Below are 19,687 nucleotides of genomic sequence, written 5' to 3'. Positions count from 1 at the left end.
CTGCCGTCGCGGAGTGCGGCCTCGATGAAGGCGCAGGTCTGCTCGGGCGTGAGGACCCGGGGAACACCGACTGCGCCCTCGCACCTGCACCCCCATGACGCGCTGCGGCCCGCATGGCGGCCGCGATGCTTGCCACGACGGCCTTCGCCTGTTGAGCTCCTGGTCGTGGACTCAGCCGTCGAAGCCGCCCTCCGTGCGCAGATCATCGAGTGGATCCAGCAGCGCGCCGAGGCCAATGGCGGTTTCCTGCACCGCCACGAGCTGCTCTCCTACCGCACCGGCGGCCGCGACCTCCCCCTCATCGACTACTCGCGCGGCATCCGTAACCCGTCCGGCTTCTCCTCGACCCTCGCGATCGTGCAGTCCGCGCACGGCCCGTACGACGACGCCGAGGACCCCGAGGACGGCCTGCTGCACTACGCGTACCGCAAGGGCGACCCGGACGGCGGCGACAACCGCAAGCTCCGCAACGCCATCAACACTGGCATGCCGCTGGTCCTGTTCCGCAAGGAGACGCCGAACTACTACACGCCGATCGCGCCGGTCTACGTGGTCGACGACGTGCCGGAGGAGCGCGCGTTCCTCATCGCCCTCGACGAGTCGTTCCGCTACATGCCCGATGTCCGCCACCTGAGCGAACCCCAGCGTCGCTACGCCCTCCGCCTCGCCAAGCAGCGCCTCCACCAGCCCGCGTTCCGGACCCGCGTCCTGCTCGCCTACCGAACCCGGTGCGCGGTCTGCGAGCTGAAGCACGGCTCCCTGCTCGACGCCGCGCACATCGCCCCGGACTCCTCCGAGAAGGGGATCCCGACGACCCCGAACGGTCTCGCGCTGTGCAAGATCCACCATGCGGCCTTCGACCAGCAGATGCTCGGCGTCTCCCCGGACTACGTGGTGCACATCGACCGCGAGCTGCTGGAGGAGGTCGACGGACCGATGCTGCGGCACGGCCTGCAGGAGATGCACGGCCGGACCCTGACGCTGCCGACCAGTCCGAGGGACCACCCGGACAGGGAACTGCTGGCTGCCCGTTGGGACCTGTTCGCGACACAGTGACGCCGGAGTCATCAACTCACGGCGCCGGTCTCGGGCCTCGAGGACGTCAACACCCAGCTCAACGGCGCGAGGCCACGGAAGCCCATCACGTCACGACCCGGTCGTCACCACGACGTCGAGCACTCCTCCGACTTCCCCCACCGACCCGACGTACTCAACCTCCCGCACGGTGAGCGTCCCCCACCAGGCCACGCGCAGCTGCTCCCCGGGCCCGAGCACGTCTGTCACCGTCTCGCCGCCGCGCGTCACGGTGACCTCGGCGCGCGCGTCGTCCCCTGCGACGGCGCCGACCACCACCACGGCGCCGTTGAGGTGATGTTCGACGCCGCTGCTCAGGCGGACGCGCTCACCCCAGAACACCCAGTCGTCGGAGACCGCGACGACCCCGACCGCGACCAGCGCGACCCCGACCGCCACAGCGACGATCGTCCGCCAGCTTCGCCGGCGTGATCCTCGGGGCTCGTTCGTCGGCTCCGGCTCGTTCACGATGCCTCCCACTCGCACGCGATGCGGCCGCGTTCTTCAGCTCGACCGAGCAACACATCCCGCACATGCAGCGTCCCGGCACCCGGCACGGCGATGGCGCCGCCCGCCGATACCGCCTCGACCGCGCGCCCCGACGGGCTCGCGATGCCGACCTCGGCACCGGGTGCGCCGCTATCGAGCACCCCCACCCACCCGACGGAGACGAGCGCGCCAGTGAGCCGCTGCTGCCCGCCGTGCCGCAAGACGAACCGCTCCGTGCTCATCGGGCCCCCGAGGCGCTCACGTCGTAGAAGATGTCGGCGAAGTCGTCTGCTGCGACCTTGAACTCGACCCCGTCGTCGTAGGAGTTGCCCTCTCCCCACGGGTTGCGCAGCCAGACCCCGCCGTCGGCGTCGACCCGGTCGACCATGTACGTGTGCATCGTGGCGATCCGCAGGTCGACGACCTCGGTCCCCCCGTCCGCGGCGACCGTCTCCGCCTCGATCAGATGCGACTGGCCGCTGAGCGACGTCGAGTAGCGGTCGGACGACGCCACCACCGAAGCACCCGAGTCCAGTGCGGCACGGATCTCCGGCAGGCTGCCCGCGTACCCGTCGCCATACACCCGCTCGTAGCTCGTCGCGTGCTTCCCGGTGAGGAGGGCGAGCGCCTCGGCGGACGTGCCGCCGCTCGCCAACTCGCGGTAGCCGAGTTCCTGCGCGGCGGCAGCTTCGTAGAGGGCGGCGATACTCGGCTTGCTGCTCGACCAGAACAGAAGCCCGTCCCCGGGCTCGGTCGCGCCCTGGTCGTAAACCCTGTCGACGAAGTACTCGACCGGCTTCTCGAACGGGTACAGGGTCACCCAGTAGCCCTCGCGGGCCGCGTCCCAGCGGATGTTGTCCTTTACCCACTGGTCACCGTCGTCGCTGTTGAGCAGGCCCATGATGGAGGCCATCAGGTAGCAGTCACCGAGCTTGCCCTGATGCACGGAGCCGGGGTCCCACGAGCCGTCGTTCAGGATCGAGCCGTCGACGCCACGGTCGGGCACCGTCACGTCGTCGCTGTCGCCCCAACCGAACGGGTCCCACCAGTGCTCGCCCCACCCAACAGGGCCGAGTATCCCGTCGAGCTGCGCGGCCGCGTCGATCGCGGCGCGCTGGGCTGTGCTGACAGCAGCGTGACGAGCATCGACGGCCCGCCGGACGTCCAGCAGCGCCACGAGGTCCAGCGGCGTCAGGAGCGCCCGCTCCCGAGCGTTCGACCAGACCTCCTCGGCGGCGTCAGCGGCCTGCATCTGCGATTGCAGAACATCCGCGTATGCCTGGAGCACCCGTGAACCTCGCTCGAAGGCCCCCGCGACGGCGTCCGCTTCGTCGGAGGCCGTCCGCACCTTCGCACGGAAGGCGTCAGCCGCCGCGCCCTCCCACGCGCACTCGCGCAGCCGCAGGAGATCGCCGCCCGCGCCCCGCGACGCCGACGCCGATCGGACAAGCAGCCCTGCTGCTGCCCGCACCCCAGACGGATCGCCGGGCAGCACACCGCGACTCATTGCCCGACCCCTGGTAGACGCCGACGGAGCCGCGATAGGGCGTCGGCGACGCCCTCGTCGGTGATCTCGTACGCGCCGGCGCTCGCGTCGAGCGACTCCCCCACGTGCCGGACATCGTCAGCCAGCGCCACGAGCCGCGTGTCGAGCGTCTGGGCGTACCGGCGCACGGCCGACGAGAGCACCGCGAAGCCGAAGACCCCGTCACCCGACGGCATGCCGTCCGGGCGCGCTTCGGTCATGGCGCCTTCGACGCCCTCGGCTCGCCGCGCGGCCCGCCGCAGGTCCGCCGTGTCGAGCACGAAGCCGTCCAAGGCCCATCCCCTCGCCGTGGCTGATCACAGGATCGTCGCAGACGTCAACGGCCCTCCCCGCCGCGTGTCCACAGCGCCGGTCACCCACCCGGGCCGGTGCACGACGGTGCGGGACAGACGTGCTCTGGCGTCGCGAGCGGCCAGGTGAGGACGAACGCCGCTCCCCGGTGCAGGCTCCGCGGGACGCACGGCCGGGGAGCCCGTGAAGCACGACAGCCCGAACCCTGATCCGGGTTCGGGCTGTCGTCGACGTCTGGGACATCGTTGGCGGTAGCGGTGGGATTTGAACCCACGGTGGACTTTCACCCACACACGCTTTCGAGGCGTGCTCCTTAGGCCGCTCGGACACGCTACCTCGCGCAGAAGAGTACCGGGTCGGAGCCCCTGCCTCCGAATCGGGCCCGGACCGCGCACCCTGTCGGCCGCGGAGGAGCCCCGACGGTGCACCCCGCGACCCCCGGCGCACCCGGACGTACCGTGGTCGTATGACCCCCTCCGACGCCCGCCCGATGACCGCGTCGTCCCTCGCGGACGTCGTCGACGTGCTCGCCGGGCACCGCCTGGCGGCGCTCACGGGCGCCGGGGTGTCGACGGACTCGGGGATCCCGGACTACCGCGGCCCCGACTCCCCGCAGCGGACACCGATGACGTTCCAGCAGTTCGTGGGCGACGCGGCGTTCCGGAGGCACTACTGGGCGCGGAACCACGTCGGCTGGCGGCACGTGAACCGGACGCTGCCGAACGCAGGGCACCGGGCGTTGGCGGCGCTGGAGGACCGCGGCGTGGTGACGGGGGTGATCACGCAGAACGTGGACCTGCTGCACGAGGCGGCCGGCTCGCGGAACGTCGTGGACCTGCACGGCCGGTACGACCGGGTGCTGTGCCTGGGGTGCGGTCGGGTCATCCCCCGCGCGGAGCTGGCGGACCGGCTGGACGCCCTGAACCCGGGGTTCGTGGAGCAGGTGCAGCAGGTCGGCGACGTGGAGATCGCGCCGGACGCGGATGCGGTGATCGAGCAGACGGCGCACTTCGTGGTCGCGGACTGCGCGGCGTGCGGAGGCATGCTCAAGCCGGACATCGTGTACTTCGGTGAGACGGTGCCGCGTGCCCGCGTCGAGCAGGCGTTCGCGCTGGTGGACGCCGCGGACGCCCTGCTGGTGGCGGGGTCGTCGCTGTCGGTGCAGTCGGGCCTGCGGTTCGTGCGGCACGCCGCGCAGCGCGGGATGCCGGTCGTGGTGGTGAACCGGGGGGCCACGCGCGGCGACCGGTACGCGGCGGTGACGCTCGACGCGGGGACGTCCGAGACGCTCAGCGACCTGGCCGAGACCTTGCCCGCTCCCCCGCACCGCACCGCGGCGCACTGATCGGCGGTCGTCCGCTCAGGCCCGGCGACGACCGCTCAGACCTCGCGGTGCTCGGTGAAGAACGCGCGCAGCAGGTCCCCGCACTCCTGCTCACGGATGCCGCCGACGACCTCGACCCGGTGGTTGAGCCGCCGGTCCCGCACGACGTCCCACTGGGAGCCGCACGCACCGGCTTTCGGGTCCCATGCCCCGAGCACGAGCCTGTCGACGCGCGCGAGCACGACCGCCCCGGCGCACATGAGGCACGGCTCGAGCGTGACGACGAGCGTGCAGCCGTCCAGGCGCCACCGCCCCAGGCGTGCGGCGGCGTCGCGCAGGGCCATGACCTCGGCGTGACCGGTCGGGTCGGCGTGCGCCTCACGGGTGTTGCGCCCGCGCCCGACCACCTGCCCGTCGGCGTCGAGCACCACGGCCCCGACGGGTACGTCGAGGGTCGCCAGAGCCGCCCGGGCCTCGTCGAGCGCGAGACCCATGGCCTGCTCGTCGTCGACCCGTAGGCCGCGGCGTTCCGGTCGCACGCGCCCATCCTGCCCGGTGGACGTCCGCCGCACGCCCGACGTGACCGATCGCACCGCGTCCGCCGCCTCCACAGGGCCTCGACGGGCGTCCAGCACGTGGGACGCACGGTAGGTTGGGTCCATGCGCCTGCACGTCGCGAACCACCCGCTCGTCACCCACAAGCTCACGGTCCTCCGCGACAAGAACACCCAGTCGCCGACTTTCCGTCTGCTGGTCGACGAGCTCGTCACGCTCCTGGCGTACGAGGCGACGCGTGAGGTGCACACCGAGCCGGTCGAGATCGAGACCCCGGTCACGACGACGACGGGCGCCAAGCTCGCCGACCCGCGCCCGCTCGTCGTGCCGATCCTGCGTGCCGGTCTCGGCATGCTCGAGGGCATGACCCGCCTGCTGCCGACCGCCGAGGTCGGGTTCCTGGGCATGCAGCGCGACGAGGAGACCCTCGAGGCGATCACGTACGCGAACCGCCTGCCGGAGGACCTCTCCGGCCGGCAGTGCTTCCTGCTCGACCCGATGCTCGCCACCGGCGGCACCCTGGTCGCAGCGATCGACTACCTGCTGGCGCGCGGCGCCCGGGACGTCACGGCGGTGTGCCTGCTGGCCGCGCCGGAGGGCCTGAAGGTCGTCGAGGACCACGTGGGCGACCGGGCCGACGTGTCCGTCGTCGTCGCGGCGGTCGACGAGCGACTCAACGAGAAGGCGTACATCGTCCCCGGCCTCGGGGACGCGGGCGACCGCCTGTACGGCATCGTCTGACCCTTCGCCACCTGTGCGTCCGGGTCACCCGACCCGCTGACGCGCACTGTTCCACCCCCTGAGACGGGCGCGAAATCGCTTGGGCGCCCCTGCGCGCCCGTGTGACGATCAGTCAGTGACAGATCCCACGCATCGCTACCGCACCGCCACGGTGCGCGTCTGCGCGCGCGGGACGTCCGTGTGCTGTCGGCACTGAGCCCTCGCGCCCGACCGACCCGCCACCGCGCCGACCGCGGTCGGCCACCCCCACGCACGGAGAACCCCATGAGCCTGTCAGCACCCCGCCGCGCACCCGCGGCCGCCCGCCCCGCACCGCCCCCGCGCAGCGCCGCCCAGCGCCGTGCAGCGCGCACGGACACCGACCCCGTCGCCCCCGCCCTCGCGCCCGGCCGTGCGGGCTTCGTCCTGTACGTCAGCCTGCCCGAGGACGGGTCGTCGCCCGAGGGGCACGCCACCCGCGGAACCATCACCCCGGCCGACCTTGCCGGTGTCGCCGAGCTGCTGCGCGAGGCCGCCCTCGACCTGCTGCCGGCCGCCGAGACCTACACGGCACTGTCGCTCGCGCCGCAGCGCCCGGGCCCGTCCGTCGAGTTCGGCCGGTTCGGCGAGCGGTTGTCGCACCTGCGCCTGATCACCCCGCTGCCCGACGGCACCGAGCAGCAGCCCCTCCCCGACGACGTCCTCGACGCGTCGGCCACAGACGTCCTCGGCGAGTCGGGGGACACCCGCTGAGGACCCGCGCCACCGGACCCGACGCGGATCGGGGGACCTGCCCGGGTCCGGTGGCGCGAACCCGCGAGCCGGGCAGAGCCCCGAGGGCCCGGGACGCAGGAAGACCCCGTCGCATCCGATGCGGCGGGGTCTTCCTCTGTCCTGCGACCTCCGACGGCCGTCTCGCGACCGTCAGGAGGGGTCCGTCAGAAGGCGGGGAGCACCTCGCCGTCGGGCCACCGCTGCTCGATGAACGCCTTCACCTCGGCGGAGTGCAGCAGCTCGTCGAGCTTGACCAGCGCCGGGTCGTCCTTGTCCTCCGAGCGCACCGCCAGGAAGTTGGCGTACGGGTTGTCGACGCCCGACTCGATGAGCAGGGAGTCCGTGGCCGGGTTCAGGCCGGCCTCGAGCGCGTAGTTGCCGTTGATGATCGCCAGGTCGACGTCGTCGAGGGCGCGCACGAGGGACTCGGGAGCGGTCTCGATGAACTCGAAGTTCTTCGGGTTCTGGTCGATGTCGAGCAGCGTCGGGTCGGCGTCGCCGGTGTCCTTCAGCGTGATGAGGTCGTTCGCGACGAGCAGGTCGAGCGCACGCGCCTGGTTGCCCGGGTCGTTCGTGATGCCGAACTTCGCGCCGTCCGGCACCTCGTCGAGCGACTCCCACTTGTTCGAGTAGAGCGCGTAGGGCTCGATGTGGACGCCCTCGAAGTGGTCGAAGTCGTAACCCTGCTCGGCGACCTGCGACTCGAAGTACGGCAGGTGCTGGAAGTAGTTCGCGTCGATGTCGCCCTCGGCGAGAGCGGTGTTCGGCAGCACGTAGTCGTCGTAGGTGACGATCTTGAGGTTCAGGCCGGCGTCCGCCGCGAGGTTGTCCTGCACGAATTGCAGGATCTCCGCGTGCGGCGTCGGGCTCGCGCCGATCGTGAGCGTGGTGACCTCGCCGGCGGCGGCGGTCGTCTCGGTGTCGTCGGCCGCCGGGGCGCTGGACGAGCAGCCGACCAGGGTCAGGGCGGCGGCGGCGGTGAGTGCGATGGCACCCAAGGTCTTCCTCATCGTGTCCTCCTGGACGGTCGGTCGTGCGGGGTCGTGCGGCTCCCGGTGCTCGGGAGGGTCTGAGGGGGTCGGCTCATCGGTGGTCCAGCGCACGGGCGATGACGTCGCCGACGGCCTGGACGACCACGACGAACACCGCGAGCACGACGACGCACGCGGCCATCACGGCGTTGTCGAACCGCTGGTAGCCGTAGGAGATGGCGAGCGCGCCGATGCCACCGGCGCCGATGACGCCTGCCATGGCCGAGTAGCCGAGCAGCGCGATCACGGTCACGGTGAAGCTCGAGACGAGGGCGGGCAGCGCCTCACGGATGTGCACCTGCACCGTGATGCCAACGCGGGTCGCACCGATGACCCGGGCGGCCTCGACCTTGCCGGGGTTCACGTCGCGGACCGCGGTCTCGACGAGCCGGGCGAAGAACGGCACCGCGCAGATGGTCAGCGGCACCACGGCCGCCTTCCACTGCAGCGTCGTGCCGACCAGCGCCCGGGTCAGCGGGATGACCGCGATCATGAGGATGAGGAACGGCAACGAGCGCACGATGTTGGCCACGAACCCGACCACGGAGTTGACCACGCGGTTCGGCGTGAGCCCACCGATGGAGGTCGCGTGCAGCAGCAGACCCAACGGCAGGCCCAGCAGGGCCGTCAGCAGCGCGGACACCCCCACCATCTGCAGGGTCTCGAGCGTCGCCTCCGGCAGCTTCTGCTGGATGACCGGGTTGGTCACCAGCTCCTCCCACCAGCCCATCACAGCCCCCGGTCGAACGTCGTGCGGAGCGCGTCGGCGACATCGGGCGCGGGCGGTCGCCGTCCTGGCGCCCCACCCGCGGGCGGCTGCGGCTCCTGGTCGGCGTCGGCAGGCGCCTCCGGTTCGGTCACCACGGCGTGCAGGCCCGCGGCGTGCAGAGCAGCGAGCGTCGCCTCGACCTGCTCGGCGCTCACGTCGAGCTGCAGCCGCCCGACGCGACGGCCGGCGATCGTCTCGATGACGCCCGCGGCGACCTCGGCACCTCCTCCGAGCCCGGCGACCACGCGCAGCACCTGCGGGGTGGCCACGTCGTCGGTGGTGTAGGCGACCTCGACGAGGGTCCGCTCGACCCCCACGGGCAGGTCCGGCACCGGGATGAGCTCGCGGGCCAGCCGCGTGCCGTACCGGGCCACGACCTCGCCGACCGGCCCGTGCTCGGCGACCTTGCCGTGCTCGAGCAGCGTCACGGTGTCGCACACCTCGCGGACGACCGTCATCTCGTGCGTGATGATGACGACGCTGATGCCGAGCCGGTCGCGCAGCTCGCGGACGAGCGTGAGGATCTGCCGGGTGGTCGCGGGGTCGAGCGCGGAGGTTGGCTCGTCGAGCAGCAGCACGGCCGGCTCGGCCGCCAGGGCCCGGGCGATGCCCACGCGCTGCCGCTGACCGCCGGACAGCTGGGCGGGGTAGGCGTGGGCGCGGTCGCCCAGCCCGACGATCTCGAGGAGCTCCTGGGCGCGGGCCGCACGCTGCGCGCGACCGGCGCCGGCGACCTCGAGCGGGTACGCCACGTTGGCCAGGATCGTGCGCGAGTCGAGCAGGTTGACGTTCTGGAACACCAGACCGATGCGCCGACGGGCGGCCCGCAGCTCCTTCTCCGGCAGCGCCGCGATGTCGACGCCGTCGACGACGACGTGGCCGCCGGTCGGCCGCTCGAGGGCCGTGAGGCAACGGATGAGCGTCGACTTGCCCGCACCCGAGCGACCGACGACGCCGTGGATCTCCCCCGGGCCGACCGTGAGGTCGACGCCGTCGAGCGCGACGACGGCACGCTCGCCGTCGCCGTAGACCTTGCGCAGGTCGGTGACGTGGATGCGCGGGGGAACGCTGGTGGGAGCTGTCACGGGTCGCCTTCGGGGCAGTGACGTGCGTCAGCACGTCGGGGCAGGGCTGGGGTGCTCGGCACGAGGAGCAGGTGCCGGCCGTTCGCGCAGGGGCGACGGCGGACGGGGCTCGCGGGGGACGCGCCGGGGCGTCAGTCGCTCAGCTCAACAACAGCGGCGACGACCGACGACGCACGACGGCATTCGACCCGGAAGGGTCGTGCGGGCGCGGTGGTCGGGCATGGCTCCATGGGACCACGAGATGAGACGGCCGGTGTCCACATGTCCAACCGATGGACATGTGCTGCGCTCAGCGGTCCGCCCGCACCACCGGGATGAACACCAGCGAGGAGTCACCGGCATCGTCGCCCGAGGCCAGGACCCACAGCCCCGTGCCCTCGCCCACCTGCCCGTACGGCACCCGGACCCCCACGGGCACGTCGCGCTGCTCACCCGGCTGCAGCGCGTCGAGCGTGCACAGCACCAGACGCCCGCCGAGCAACGACCAGGGCAGCAGGCCCGTGGTCCGGCCACCGAGGCACGTCCACCCGGCGCCGTCGGCCGCCTCGAGCGAGGCCGACGACGGGGAGACGACCAGCACCTGCACGTCGCTCGCCGACGTCCCGCCGTCGTTGCGCACGCTGATCCCGAGCGGGAGCGACCCGGACCCCGGTCCGACCGTGATCGACCCGGGCACGTCGAGCGCCAGCTGCGCCGGGGACGCGACCGGCTTCTCGCTCGGGGTGGGGGTCGGGGACGGGGTGATCGTCGGAGTCGGAGTCGGAGTCGGCGTCGGAGTCGGAGTCGGAGTCGGAGTCGGCGTCGGCGTCGGGGTGGCCGTCGGTGTCGGGGTGGGCGTCGGGTCGGGAAGCGCCCCCGCCGTCTCGTCAGGCGTCGGCGTCGGCACGGGCGTCGGCGTCGGGGTCGGCACCGGCGCCGGGGTCACCACGAGATCGACCGTCCGTCGCTCCGTGGCACCACGCCCGGACGGGTCGGACTCCACCGTGATCGCGGCCGCGGCGGACGACGCCTGCCCCGTGGCCGTCAGCGACAGCCGGACCGCGCTCGACGTGCGGCCGGCGAGCACGTCACGGACGCACCGGACGGTCGGCGACGCACTGGCGTCCACCGCCGTGCAGGTCCACCCGTCGACCGTGGACGGCACGCTCGGCACGACACCGGCCGGCAGCGAGATCCGCACGACCGCCGGAGCACCCGCGGTCGTCGAGGTACCCCCGACGTTGCGCACGGGCACGACCAGCTCGCCCGACCCGCCGGCGGCCAGCTCGAGCGCACCCGGCATCTCCTCGAAGGTGACGCGTGCGGGCGACGGCGCGATGCGCATCGGCAGCGGGGTGGACCGCACCTCGAGCCCGGCGCCGCGGACCTCGACGGCCATCTGGACCTGCTCGGCGTCGATCGAGTCCGCGACCGACACGCGCAGCGCGAGCCGTGAGGTCTGCCGTGCGGCGAGGCTGCTCAGCACGCAGGTCGCACCCGAGGTCCCGTCACCCGGGTCCTCGCGCGGCACGCACGACCACCCGGAGACCTCGGAGGCAGCGAACGCACCCGTGACCGTCGTCGAGGCGACCACCGTGGCGGAGTCGACCGAGATCCCGGCGGGCAGCGCGACGGTCGCCGTCAACGTCCCGGTGGCCGTGCCCCCGGTGTTCGTCACCTCGAACGCGAGCTCCTGCGCGGCCAGCCCTGCCTCGAGCACCGGCCCGTCGGCAGGGAGCGCGACCTGCACGGCCGCCGGTGCGGCAGGCACGGGCACAGGGTCGGTGGTGGGGTCGGCCGGCGGATCGACGGGCACCGGGTCCGTACCGGGCGCCGCCGCCGGGTCGTCGACGAGCGTGCCGTCGGACGTGTCGGCCGGTGCGGTCAGGTCATCGGGGAGCGCGGTCGGGCTCGCCGACGGCGCGGGCGCGGCCTCCTCGGTGGCCTGCGGCGATGCGCTCGGGTCCGTCTGGGTGGGCGAGGGCGTCACGACCGGGCTCTCGGCCTCGGGCGAACCGCCCCCGAAACCGCCCAGCACACCCGTGACGACGAGCGCCCCGGCCACCACGACACCGGCCGCGGCGGCCACCACGGGGACGGAGGTGAGCAGCGCCACGAGCCCGCCCGTCACGGCCGCGCCCTGCACGGCGCCCGCACCCGCGAGCGCGGCACCTCCGGCCGCGGCACCTGCACCTGCACCGGCACCTGCCGAGCCCACGGACACCGCACCCGTCGCGGCACCGGCGGCGCCCACGGCGCCCGTCCCCGCGACGCCCGTCCCGGCCGCGCCGGCGGCACCCGCACCGGCGGCTCCACCTGTCGCGGCCGCCCCGGCCGCGAGCCCGCCGCCCACCGGCAGCTCGTGCGCGAGCGCGCCCAGGCCCGCGACACCGAGCACCAGGGGCGCGATCACGCCGCGCAGACCGTGGTTGACGTCGCCGAGCTCGAGCACGACGGTGCGGCAGCGGCCGCAACCCTCCAGGTGCTCCTCGACACGACGCGTGTCCCGGGCCGCGAGCCCGCCGCGCACGTAGGCGCCGAGCATGTCCGAGACCGAACGGCAGCCGTCGTCGGTCGCCCGTCCGAGGTGCTCCTGCAGGTAGGCCTGGCGCAGGCCCTCGCGGGCGCGGTAGGCGAGCGCCGCGGCACCGTTCGCCGTCAGGCCGAGCAGCGGGGCGACCTTGGCCGGGGCGAGCCCCTCGACCTCGGTGTACCAGAGCACGGCCTGCCACCGTTCGGGCAGCGAGCGGAACGCGCCGGCCACCAGACCGCCCTCGAGCCCGGCGAGCACCGGTTCTTCGGCGGCGGCCACGGGCACGCCCGCGGCCTCGAGCGTGCGGACGTCGTCGGTCGGCGCGACGCGCGCGAGCTGCTCCCTGCGCGTGGACGCCGTCCGGCGCACCACGGTGAACAGGTAGGCGCGGAAGGCGACCTCGGGACCGGACCCGCCGACGAGCGCGGAGTACACGGCGGTGAACGCATCGGCCACGACGTCGTCGGCGTCGGCACGGGAGTCGGTGTACTGGCGCGCGACCACCCAGGCCGCCCCGGAGTGGCGCTCGTACAACTCACCGAACGCGCCGGCGTCGCCGCCGCGCGTCGCGGCGATCAGCTCGGCATCCTCCCTGACGGGACCGAGCTCTGCGTCCCTGCCCACCGTCACTCTCCTGGTTCAAGCCCCCCGAAACCCGCATTTTCGCGGCAAAGTCGTCCCACAAGAGTCCCATAGTGCGCCGAACGGGTGAAAGCACGCCACTGGTCGAGATTCCGGCGTCATGAACAGGGACGGGACCTCTCTCATCCCACGTGATGACGGACAAGGGCACGGACGGGCCGCTCGTCCCCGACGCCCTGCGCGAGCTGTGGCGCCAGGAGAGCACGACGAGCACGTGGCTGCGCCCGTCCGACTGGTACCACCCCGCGGTCGACGCCTTGGCGTCGGCGGTGCTGGAGCAGCGCGACCCGACCTCGGCCGCGCACGGCCTGGGTCACGCGCGCGGGCACGACGGCGTGGGCGTGACCGAGGCGCTGGACGATCTCGCGTGCCTGTACCGCTCCACCGGCACGGCCGAGCCGCCGCTCGCCGTCGTCACCGCCTTCTGCGAGGGCTGGGCCGACGCGCAGGCCGCCGGCACCGTCGCCGCCACGTGCGTGGATGCCGAGACGGGGCTTCCCACCAGCGACTACCTGTCCGTGCGGCTCGCCGAGACCTACCTGCGAGCGGCGCGCGTCGGCCGGCCCGCCGCGGCCGAGCACTGCCTGATCCTGCTCGACGTCGCGGCCGGCGAGCTGCACCCGTTCCTGCGCCTGGCACGGTCGGCGGCCGTCGGCGCGGCGCTGCTCGGCACGTACGGGCACGGCCACCCGATGGCCACGCTCGGCGGCGGTGCGTTCGCGGTGCTCGTGCGGCACGACGACGTCGACACCGGTCTGAGCACCCTGCGCGCCGAGGTCGACCGGCACTGCGACGAGCTCGGTCTGGGCCCCGACGTGTGCCGGGCGCCGGCGCGGATCTGGCACCGCGCCCTGCCGTCCACGCACGACGAGGCGGTGCGCGCACTGACCCGGGCGGGCCGCAACTGAGGGCCGCTCCGTGGTCGTCCGCGGTCGACGGGTGAGACGAACGGCGGGACAAACGTCCCGCGGACGCCTACCGTCGATGGCATGCTCCCCGCACTGACGCACGGAGAACCGACCGTCCCGACGCCGCTCGGCCCGATCGTCGCGTCCGGTGCCTTCGCCGACGTGTACGCGATCGACGAGGCGCGCGTGCTGCGCCGCTACCGCTCCGGGCGGGACGCGTCGGGCGAGGTCGAGCTCCTCGCGCACGTCGTCGCGCACGGCTACCCGGCCCCGCGGGTCCTCGAGGCGCACGGTCCGGACCTGGTCATGGAGCGCCTGCACGGCCCCACCCTGCTGCAGGCCGTCGTCTCCGGGATGATGCCGCTGCGGGAGGGCGCCGAGATCCTCGCCGACCTGCACACCCGGCTGCACGCCATCCCCGCACCGGTCGGCTGGACGTCGACCGGCGTCGCCGACGACTGGGGGCACGCGACCGGCGGTCCCGTGATCGCGCACCTCGACCTGCACCCCGGCAACGTGATCCTGTCCGACACGCACGGGCCCTCGCTGGTCGACTGGGCGAACGCCCGCACCGCGACCGCCGAGCTCGACGTGGCCCTCACCGCGCTGATCCTGGCCGAGGTCGCGGTCGACGACGACGGGGAGTTCGCCCGCGGAGCACGGGCGCTCGACGCCGCGTTCCTCGCCTCGGCGCACATCGACCCGCGGGTCGCCCTCGAGGACGCCGTGGCCGTGCGCCAGCAGGACCCGGGCCTGGTCGCCGGTGAACGTGAGCTCATGCCGGTCGCCGCCCGGCTGGTCCGCAACTTGCTGGACGAGCTCGCCGAGGCACACGCGGCGAGCCAGGCGAGCTGACCCTTCCGCCCGACCCTGCTCGCCCGCCCTCCTCTGCGCGTCTGCGCGCGCCCTGACCTCGGTCCGCGTGACCTCGGTCCGCGCGGGCCGTCAGCGGTGGGCGAAGGTCAGGCAGTCGGCCAGGTCGTGGCCGGCGCCCACGCGCACCGCCGAGGCGGTGCACTCCAGCGCCGAGTTGTGCGTGCAGTCCTGCCGCTGACAGGCGCCGACGTGCGTGACCACCTTGTCCAGGCCGCCCTTCACGCCGAGCGGGATGAACGTGGCGCACTGCGCGTCCCCGTTCCCGCCGCCGATCGTCACCGCTGCGGCGTGGCAGTGCGAGTGGTCGTTGTACGAGCATCCGGCGACCGAGCACTCGGAGACCTCGGGCAGATCCATCAGCGTGCTCATGGGGTCCTCCGTCGGGGGATTCGAAGGGATGGCAGATCGAGCCGTCCCGACGACGGTAGCCCCGTGCGCCCAGCTCCGCCCGGCGACGGGTGGGACCGGGCCGGCAGAGGTAGGGACAACCCCACCTGCGACGTGCCAGGTGCCGTCACTGCGCGCTGACCTGCGGCGACGCCAGACTGAGAGTCATGACCTCACCGACCGTGCTGCCGCAGCCACCCGCTCCTGAACCTGCCGCCGGGCACGACTCCCTCGGGTTCCTGCGAGACCTCGCCGACAGGTCGCGGTACCTGCTGACCTCCCTGCCGCTGGCCCTGTGCTCGTTCACCGTGCTCGTCACCGGTCTGTCGCTGGCGGCGCCGCTCCTGGTGCTGGTCGTCGGCCTGCCGATCGCGGCGGCGACGCTCGACGGCGCCGGGTGGTTCGCCGCCCAGGAACGACGCCGCCTCGCGGCGATCGGTCATCCGGTGGGCGAGCCCGTGTACCGGCACGGTCGCGGCGACGGTCTGGGGCGGTACACGGACCGCCTGCGGGACCCGGCTCGGTGGGCGGAGGCCGTGCACGGTCTCGTGCAGCTCCCCCTGGCGGTCGCGACCTGGTCGCTCGCCGCCATCTGGTGGTCGGGCGCGATCGTCGGGCTGACGTCCTGGATCTGGTCGCCGCTGCTGCCGGACGGCACGCAGGCGCACGTCGGGATCACGGGCCTCGACGCGTTCCTGCCCGGGGTGCCGCGCACGGTGCTCGACCTGGTGGTCGGCGTGGTCTTCGCCGCGACCCTCGTGCCGGTGCCCCGGGCCTGCACCGCGATGCACGCCGCGCTCGGGTCGGCGCTGCTGTCCTCCGACTCCGCGCTGCTGCGCCAGCAGGTCGAGCACCTGTCGCACAGCCGCGCCCAGGTCGTGCACGCCGAGGCGCAGTCGCTGCGCAGGCTCGAGCGCGACCTGCACGACGGACCCCAGCAGCGGCTGATCCGGCTCGGCATGGACCTGTCGACCGCGGAGCGACGGCTGTCGACCGACGACGTCGACGAGGCCCGGGTCGTCATCGCCGAGGCACGCCGGCAGACCGACGAGGCACTGGCCGAGCTGCGCGCCCTGAGCCGGGGCATCGCCCCGCCCGTGCTCGCCGACCGCGGTCTCGTCGCCGCCCTGGTCGCGGCTGCGGTCACCTGCACCGTGCCGACCGTCCTGCAGACCGACGTCCCGGAGGGCACCCGCCTGCCGGCGGCGGTGGAGAACGCCGCCTACTTCGTCGCCTGCGAGGCGCTGGCGAACGTCGCCAAGCACGCCGGGGCCACACACGTCGACATCACGCTGCTGACCGCCGACGGCGTGGTCGACCTGACGGTCACCGACGACGGTCGCGGCGGCGCCCAGGTGCTTCCCGGGCACGGGCTCGCCGGGCTGCGCGACCGTGCGGCCGGCGTCGACGGCACGATCGAGGTCACCAGCGCCGCCGGGCACGGCACGATGGTCCACGTGAGGATCCCGTGCGCGTAGTGCTGGCCGAGGACTCCGTCCTGCTCCGCGAGGGTCTGGTCCGTCTCCTGCAGGAGGCGGGCCATGCCGTCGTCGCGGCCGTCGGCTCGGCGCCAGACCTGATGAGCGCCGTCCGTGAGCATCGGCCGGACCTCGCCGTCGTCGACGTGCGGATGCCGCCCGACCACACCGACGACGGTCTGCGCGCCGCGGTCGCGCTGCGCAGGGAGCAGCCAGGGCTCGGCGTGCTGGTCCTGTCGCAGTACGTCGAGGAGACGTACGCCCGCGACCTGCTGGCCGACGGCCGTGGCGGTGTGGGCTACCTGCTCAAGGACCGTGTCCAGGACCTCGACGTCCTCGCCTCGACGCTCGACCGGGTCGCCGCGGGCGACACCGCACTCGACCCGCAGGTCGTCGCCCAGCTGCTCGTGCGCCGACCGGTCGGTTCGCCCCTGGACGCCCTGAGCCCCCGCGAGCGCGAGGTGCTCGAGCACGTCGCCCAGGGCCGCACCAACGCCGCGATCGCCGAGCGCCTGGTCGTCACGCACGGCGCGGTGGAGAAGCACGTGTCGAACATCTTCACCAAGCTCGGCCTGACCGCCTCCGACAGCGACCACCGCCGGGTGCTGGCCGTGCTCGCCTGGCTGCGCGGGTAGCGATCAGCGGGAGTCGCGCTCGGCCTGCCTTCGGGCGCCCTGGGAGGCGCTCGACGCATCGCGCTTGACCCCGCCCGTGGTCTTCTGGTGCGTGGCCGGCAGGCCGGGCCCGTCGACCGGCCCCGAGCCCGACGGCGACGACCCGGGGCCGGTCGACCGGCCGGCCTGAGCGCGCGCGAGCCGTTCGACCTTGAGCGCCTCCGCCTGCTCGTGGGCGACGGCCGCCAGACGCGCGCTCACCAGCGACAACGCCTCCTCGAACGCCTCCGCACGCAGCCGTGCCTTGCCGCCCTTCGGCCCGGCGGCACCTCGCGCACCGGACTCCTCGACCTGCTTCGCCGCGCCGCGGCGGTAGTTCTTCGTGTGCTTGTTCCGTGCCCGGCGGACGCGGCGGTGCAGGTCGATCAGGCCGTCCTCGTCGAGCGCGGCCATCCGGTCGGGTTCGATCTCGCGGACGAGGTCCGCCTCGGACTGCTTCAGCACCCACAGATACTCGTCCACGAGACCTCCCGGTCGGCTCCGCACCGTCGCACCCCCTGTGCAGCACCCACGCTCCCACCGCGCGCGCCCGTCGTCCTGTCGAGTACAGCCCTCCGACATGGGCAGACGCGATCGGAACCCGACTTAGTCCAGTCCGTTCTAGGTTACGGTGGACGGATGTCGATCGAGATCTACACGCTGAGCGTGCTGCGGAACGGTCCGGTGCACGGCTACGAGCTCAAGCGGCGCGTCCGTCGACCCTCGATCGCCCCGGTCAACAACAACTCCCTCTACCCGGCCCTCCGGCGTCTCGAGCAGGCCGGGGCCGTCACCAAGACCGTGGAGCCGCAGGAGGGCCGGCCCGCCCGCAACGTCTACGCCATCACCCCGAGCGGACGGGACCTCCTGCTCGACCTGGTCTCGACCCTGCCGCCGGAGCTGGCGGGCGACGACGAGGAGTTCCTGCTCCGGGTGAGCTTCTTCGACGAGGTCCCGCCCGGCGGGCGCCACGCCGTCCTCCAGGCACGGCGCGACGTCGTCGAGGCCGCGCTCGTCCAGGTGCGAGGCCTGCTCGCCGAACCCTCACCGGGACCCGCTCGACCGTGGCGACGCCGGGCGCAGGAACAGCTCGTGGAACGCCTCGAGCAGGAGCTCCGATGGCTCGACGAGCTGCGGGCCGAGGCCGACCGCGCATGAGCGTCACGCAGGAGCCGACGCGCACGGCCGCGTCCCTGGGCAGGGTCGCGCGCTACGGGCTGCTCATCGGTCCGGTGCTCAGCATGCTCGACTCGAGCATCGTCAACGTCGCCGTGCCGGACATCGCGCACGAGCTCGCGGCGGGTCTCGACACGGTGCAGTGGGTCGTCAGCGGCTACCTGCTCGCACTGGCCGTCGGGCTCGCCCTCACGGCGTACGCCTCCCGCCGGTTCGGCACGATGCGCGTCTACACCGTCAGCATGATCCTGTTCGTCGCGGTCTCCGCCGTGTGCGCGATCGCCCCGGGCATCGGCCTGCTCATCGCCGCGCGCGTCGTCCAGGGCTTCGTCGGGGCACCGCTCGTGCCGCTCGCCCTGAGCGTCCTGCTCGGCAAGGACGGGGTCGGTGGCGGCAAGGTCCCCATGTCGGCGGCGCTGGTGCTCTTCCTGGCTCCCGCGCTCGGACCCACGCTCGGCGGCCTGCTCATCGGCGCCGGCGGCTGGCGATGGGTCTTCCTGGTCAACGTGCCCGTCGGCGTGCTCGGGCTGCTGCTCCTGCTCCGACTCCCCCCGGTGGGCGCACCCGCCCGTCCCGGCACCCGGTTCGACCCGGCCGGGTTCGCCCTGCTCGCAGGCGGCCTGGTCTCGACGCTGCTGGGCGCCACCCGAGGGACGTCGCAGGGCTGGGACCACGCCGCGCCGTACGTCCTGCTGCTCGTCGGCGCCGTGCTGCTCGCGACCTACTGGCGCTGGGCCGGCCGTCGCGCCCAGCCCGCCCTGCGGCTCGACGTCGTCCGCGGACGACCCGCCGTGCTGGTCCTCGTGCTGCAGGTGCTGTGCTCGGTGATCACCTTCGGCACGGTCTTCCTCGTTCCCGTCTTCACGCAGCAGGTGCAGGGGCACACCGCGCTCGCGACCGGCGTGGCCCTGCTGCCGCAGGGCGTCGTCATGGGACTGGGCACCGCCCTCGGGCAACGCCTCTCGGCCCGGATCCCCCTGCGCACCCTGGTCGCCCTCGGGTTCGCCGTGCTCGCCCTGTCCAGCACGGTGCTGCTCCTGCTCACCGAGACCACCCCGCTGTGGGTCACCGCGCTCATGCTGTGCGGGCGCGCGGCCGCTGCGGGTCTGGTGACCACACCGCTGCTCGTCGCGTTCCTCGCACCGCTCGACGAGGGCGAGCTCGCCGACGGCAACACGCTCTACAGCATCACGCAGCGGCTCGGCGGGTCCGTCGGCGTCAGCATCCTCGGCTCGGTCGCCGCGAGCGGTGCGACGACCGGCGAGACGCTGGACGCGTTCCACCTCGTCGGCGCGATCCTCGTCGGGCTGGCCGTCGCGTCGGCCGGCCTGGCGTGGCGACTCCCCCGCCCGGTACGGGTCGGGCGCCTCAGCGGCAGCTCACCTGCCGCCTGAGGC

The 19,687-nt window shown here is 73.4% G+C and carries 21 protein-coding genes and 1 tRNA gene; 10 read left to right on the top strand and 12 right to left on the bottom strand.

Features of this window, described 5'->3' with window-relative positions:
* The first annotated feature begins 165 nt into the window (after positions 1-165).
* Entirely contained in the window at positions 166-1,056 is an 891-nt protein-coding gene (locus BKA22_RS20140; RefSeq protein ID WP_179561709.1) for an HNH endonuclease, read from the top strand.
* A gap of 90 nt (positions 1,057-1,146) precedes the next feature.
* Here BKA22_RS20140 and BKA22_RS08745 read toward each other — a convergent pair whose 3' ends face one another.
* The 5 genes from BKA22_RS08745 to BKA22_RS08725 all read right to left on the bottom strand — a co-directional run bounded on the left by BKA22_RS08745 (position 1,147) and on the right by BKA22_RS08725 (position 3,736).
* Positions 1,147-1,473 carry a hypothetical protein gene (locus BKA22_RS08745; RefSeq protein WP_146953252.1) on the bottom strand — a complete coding sequence of 109 codons (327 nt, stop codon included), beginning with the start codon at positions 1,471-1,473 and terminating at the stop codon, positions 1,147-1,149.
* A 65-nt stretch (positions 1,474-1,538) separates the two neighbouring features.
* Entirely contained in the window at positions 1,539-1,805 is a 267-nt protein-coding gene (locus tag BKA22_RS08740; protein ID WP_146953254.1) for a hypothetical protein, read from the bottom strand.
* Positions 1,802-3,058, bottom strand: a complete 1,257-nt coding sequence (locus BKA22_RS08735; protein ID WP_179561708.1) for a C2 family cysteine protease — start codon at positions 3,056-3,058, stop codon at positions 1,802-1,804. The genes BKA22_RS08740 and BKA22_RS08735 overlap by 4 nt, the downstream gene beginning before the upstream one ends.
* An 8-nt stretch (positions 3,059-3,066) precedes the next feature.
* A complete protein-coding gene (locus tag BKA22_RS08730) occupies positions 3,067-3,381 on the bottom strand; it encodes a type VII secretion target (RefSeq protein ID WP_146953256.1) in 315 nt (104 codons plus the stop codon).
* A gap of 265 nt (positions 3,382-3,646) precedes the next feature.
* Positions 3,647-3,736: transfer RNA gene (locus tag BKA22_RS08725), tRNA-Ser, on the bottom strand.
* Positions 3,737-3,866: 130 nt separating this feature from the next.
* On the opposite strand from BKA22_RS08725, the gene BKA22_RS08720 reads away from it, so the two are divergent.
* Complete coding sequence (locus BKA22_RS08720) at positions 3,867-4,745, top strand: NAD-dependent protein deacetylase (RefSeq protein ID WP_146953257.1); 879 nt, start codon at positions 3,867-3,869, stop codon at positions 4,743-4,745.
* 35 nt (positions 4,746-4,780) lie between these two features.
* Here the strand turns inward: BKA22_RS08720 and BKA22_RS08715 are convergent, their stop codons facing one another.
* Complete coding sequence (locus BKA22_RS08715) at positions 4,781-5,263, bottom strand: nucleoside deaminase (protein WP_262926914.1); 483 nt, start codon at positions 5,261-5,263, stop codon at positions 4,781-4,783.
* Between the two features lie 121 nt (positions 5,264-5,384).
* Between BKA22_RS08715 and upp the strand changes: the two genes are divergently transcribed.
* Together upp and BKA22_RS08705 are read left to right on the top strand one after the other, a co-directional pair.
* Positions 5,385-6,020: a uracil phosphoribosyltransferase gene (gene upp, locus BKA22_RS08710; protein ID WP_146953258.1), complete on the top strand. Its 636-nt coding sequence runs from the start codon at positions 5,385-5,387 to the stop codon at positions 6,018-6,020.
* Between the two features lie 264 nt (positions 6,021-6,284).
* Positions 6,285-6,752 (top strand): hypothetical protein, encoded by a 468-nt coding sequence (locus BKA22_RS08705; RefSeq protein WP_146953259.1) that lies wholly within the window; start codon positions 6,285-6,287, stop codon positions 6,750-6,752.
* Between the two features lie 185 nt (positions 6,753-6,937).
* On the opposite strand, the gene BKA22_RS08700 is transcribed toward BKA22_RS08705, so the two are convergent.
* The 4 genes from BKA22_RS08700 to BKA22_RS20135 all read right to left on the bottom strand — a co-directional run bounded on the left by BKA22_RS08700 (position 6,938) and on the right by BKA22_RS20135 (position 12,794).
* Positions 6,938-7,783 carry a MetQ/NlpA family ABC transporter substrate-binding protein gene (locus BKA22_RS08700; RefSeq protein ID WP_146953261.1) on the bottom strand — a complete coding sequence of 282 codons (846 nt, stop codon included), beginning with the start codon at positions 7,781-7,783 and terminating at the stop codon, positions 6,938-6,940.
* Positions 7,784-7,856: 73 nt separating this feature from the next.
* A complete protein-coding gene (locus BKA22_RS08695) occupies positions 7,857-8,513 on the bottom strand; it encodes a methionine ABC transporter permease (RefSeq protein ID WP_307725892.1) in 657 nt (218 codons plus the stop codon).
* 20 nt (positions 8,514-8,533) lie between these two features.
* Positions 8,534-9,658, bottom strand: coding sequence for a methionine ABC transporter ATP-binding protein (locus tag BKA22_RS08690; protein WP_223203610.1), 1,125 nt, complete (start codon positions 9,656-9,658; stop codon positions 8,534-8,536).
* Positions 9,659-9,947: 289 nt separating this feature from the next.
* Positions 9,948-12,794, bottom strand: coding sequence for a sigma-70 family RNA polymerase sigma factor (locus BKA22_RS20135; RefSeq protein WP_179561707.1), 2,847 nt, complete (start codon positions 12,792-12,794; stop codon positions 9,948-9,950).
* 152 nt (positions 12,795-12,946) lie between these two features.
* Between BKA22_RS20135 and BKA22_RS08680 the strand changes: the two genes are divergently transcribed.
* Together BKA22_RS08680 and BKA22_RS08675 are read left to right on the top strand one after the other, a co-directional pair.
* Positions 12,947-13,720, top strand: coding sequence for a hypothetical protein (locus BKA22_RS08680; RefSeq protein WP_146953265.1), 774 nt, complete (start codon positions 12,947-12,949; stop codon positions 13,718-13,720).
* 81 nt (positions 13,721-13,801) lie between these two features.
* Complete coding sequence (locus BKA22_RS08675) at positions 13,802-14,575, top strand: phosphotransferase (RefSeq protein WP_146953267.1); 774 nt, start codon at positions 13,802-13,804, stop codon at positions 14,573-14,575.
* 90 nt (positions 14,576-14,665) lie between these two features.
* Here the strand turns inward: BKA22_RS08675 and BKA22_RS08670 are convergent, their stop codons facing one another.
* Positions 14,666-14,965 carry a DUF1540 domain-containing protein gene (locus BKA22_RS08670; RefSeq protein WP_146953268.1) on the bottom strand — a complete coding sequence of 100 codons (300 nt, stop codon included), beginning with the start codon at positions 14,963-14,965 and terminating at the stop codon, positions 14,666-14,668.
* 185 nt (positions 14,966-15,150) lie between these two features.
* Between BKA22_RS08670 and BKA22_RS08665 the strand changes: the two genes are divergently transcribed.
* Positions 15,151-16,461 carry a sensor histidine kinase gene (locus tag BKA22_RS08665; RefSeq protein WP_146953269.1) on the top strand — a complete coding sequence of 437 codons (1,311 nt, stop codon included), beginning with the start codon at positions 15,151-15,153 and terminating at the stop codon, positions 16,459-16,461.
* Positions 16,452-17,096, top strand: a complete 645-nt coding sequence (locus BKA22_RS08660; protein ID WP_146953271.1) for a response regulator — start codon at positions 16,452-16,454, stop codon at positions 17,094-17,096. Before BKA22_RS08665 ends, BKA22_RS08660 begins: the two co-directional genes overlap by 10 nt.
* A gap of 3 nt (positions 17,097-17,099) precedes the next feature.
* On the opposite strand, the gene BKA22_RS08655 is transcribed toward BKA22_RS08660, so the two are convergent.
* The gene (locus BKA22_RS08655) at positions 17,100-17,597 is read right to left on the bottom strand and encodes a hypothetical protein (RefSeq protein ID WP_146953272.1); all 498 of its coding nucleotides are present in this window, start codon (positions 17,595-17,597) and stop codon (positions 17,100-17,102) included.
* A 156-nt stretch (positions 17,598-17,753) separates the two neighbouring features.
* Here BKA22_RS08655 and BKA22_RS08650 point away from each other — a divergent pair, with 156 nt between their 5' ends.
* Positions 17,754-18,272 (top strand): PadR family transcriptional regulator, encoded by a 519-nt coding sequence (locus tag BKA22_RS08650; protein ID WP_146953274.1) that lies wholly within the window; start codon positions 17,754-17,756, stop codon positions 18,270-18,272.
* Positions 18,269-19,684: a DHA2 family efflux MFS transporter permease subunit gene (locus tag BKA22_RS08645; RefSeq protein ID WP_179561706.1), complete on the top strand. Its 1,416-nt coding sequence runs from the start codon at positions 18,269-18,271 to the stop codon at positions 19,682-19,684. The genes BKA22_RS08650 and BKA22_RS08645 overlap by 4 nt, the downstream gene beginning before the upstream one ends.
* Positions 19,685-19,687 lie beyond the last annotated feature (3 nt).

It is taken from the genome of Cellulomonas soli (genome assembly GCF_013409305.1).
GTDB classification, from domain to species: domain Bacteria; phylum Actinomycetota; class Actinomycetes; order Actinomycetales; family Cellulomonadaceae; genus Cellulomonas; species Cellulomonas soli.
Note: the sequence above shows the minus strand (reverse complement) of the source record. Positions and strands in the feature narration are given on the sequence as shown.

What these genes read in the sequence shown, in the direction of transcription:
- BKA22_RS08705 (WP_146953259.1), top strand. Translation starts at nt 6,285, where the DNA reads ATGAGCCTGTCAGCACCCCGCCGCGCACCCGCGGCCGCCCGCCCCGCA.
- BKA22_RS08665 (WP_146953269.1), top strand. Translation starts at nt 15,151, where the DNA reads ATGACCTCACCGACCGTGCTGCCGCAGCCACCCGCTCCTGAACCTGCC.
- BKA22_RS08670 (WP_146953268.1), bottom strand. Translation starts at nt 14,965, where the DNA reads ATGAGCACGCTGATGGATCTGCCCGAGGTCTCCGAGTGCTCGGTCGCC.
- BKA22_RS08720 (WP_146953257.1), top strand. Translation starts at nt 3,867, where the DNA reads ATGACCCCCTCCGACGCCCGCCCGATGACCGCGTCGTCCCTCGCGGAC.
- BKA22_RS08675 (WP_146953267.1), top strand. Translation starts at nt 13,802, where the DNA reads ATGCTCCCCGCACTGACGCACGGAGAACCGACCGTCCCGACGCCGCTC.
- BKA22_RS08700 (WP_146953261.1), bottom strand. Translation starts at nt 7,783, where the DNA reads ATGAGGAAGACCTTGGGTGCCATCGCACTCACCGCCGCCGCCGCCCTG.
- upp (WP_146953258.1), top strand. Translation starts at nt 5,385, where the DNA reads ATGCGCCTGCACGTCGCGAACCACCCGCTCGTCACCCACAAGCTCACG.
- BKA22_RS08645 (WP_179561706.1), top strand. Translation starts at nt 18,269, where the DNA reads ATGAGCGTCACGCAGGAGCCGACGCGCACGGCCGCGTCCCTGGGCAGG.
- BKA22_RS08680 (WP_146953265.1), top strand. Translation starts at nt 12,947, where the DNA reads ATGACGGACAAGGGCACGGACGGGCCGCTCGTCCCCGACGCCCTGCGC.
- BKA22_RS08740 (WP_146953254.1), bottom strand. Translation starts at nt 1,805, where the DNA reads ATGAGCACGGAGCGGTTCGTCTTGCGGCACGGCGGGCAGCAGCGGCTC.
- BKA22_RS08650 (WP_146953274.1), top strand. Translation starts at nt 17,754, where the DNA reads ATGTCGATCGAGATCTACACGCTGAGCGTGCTGCGGAACGGTCCGGTG.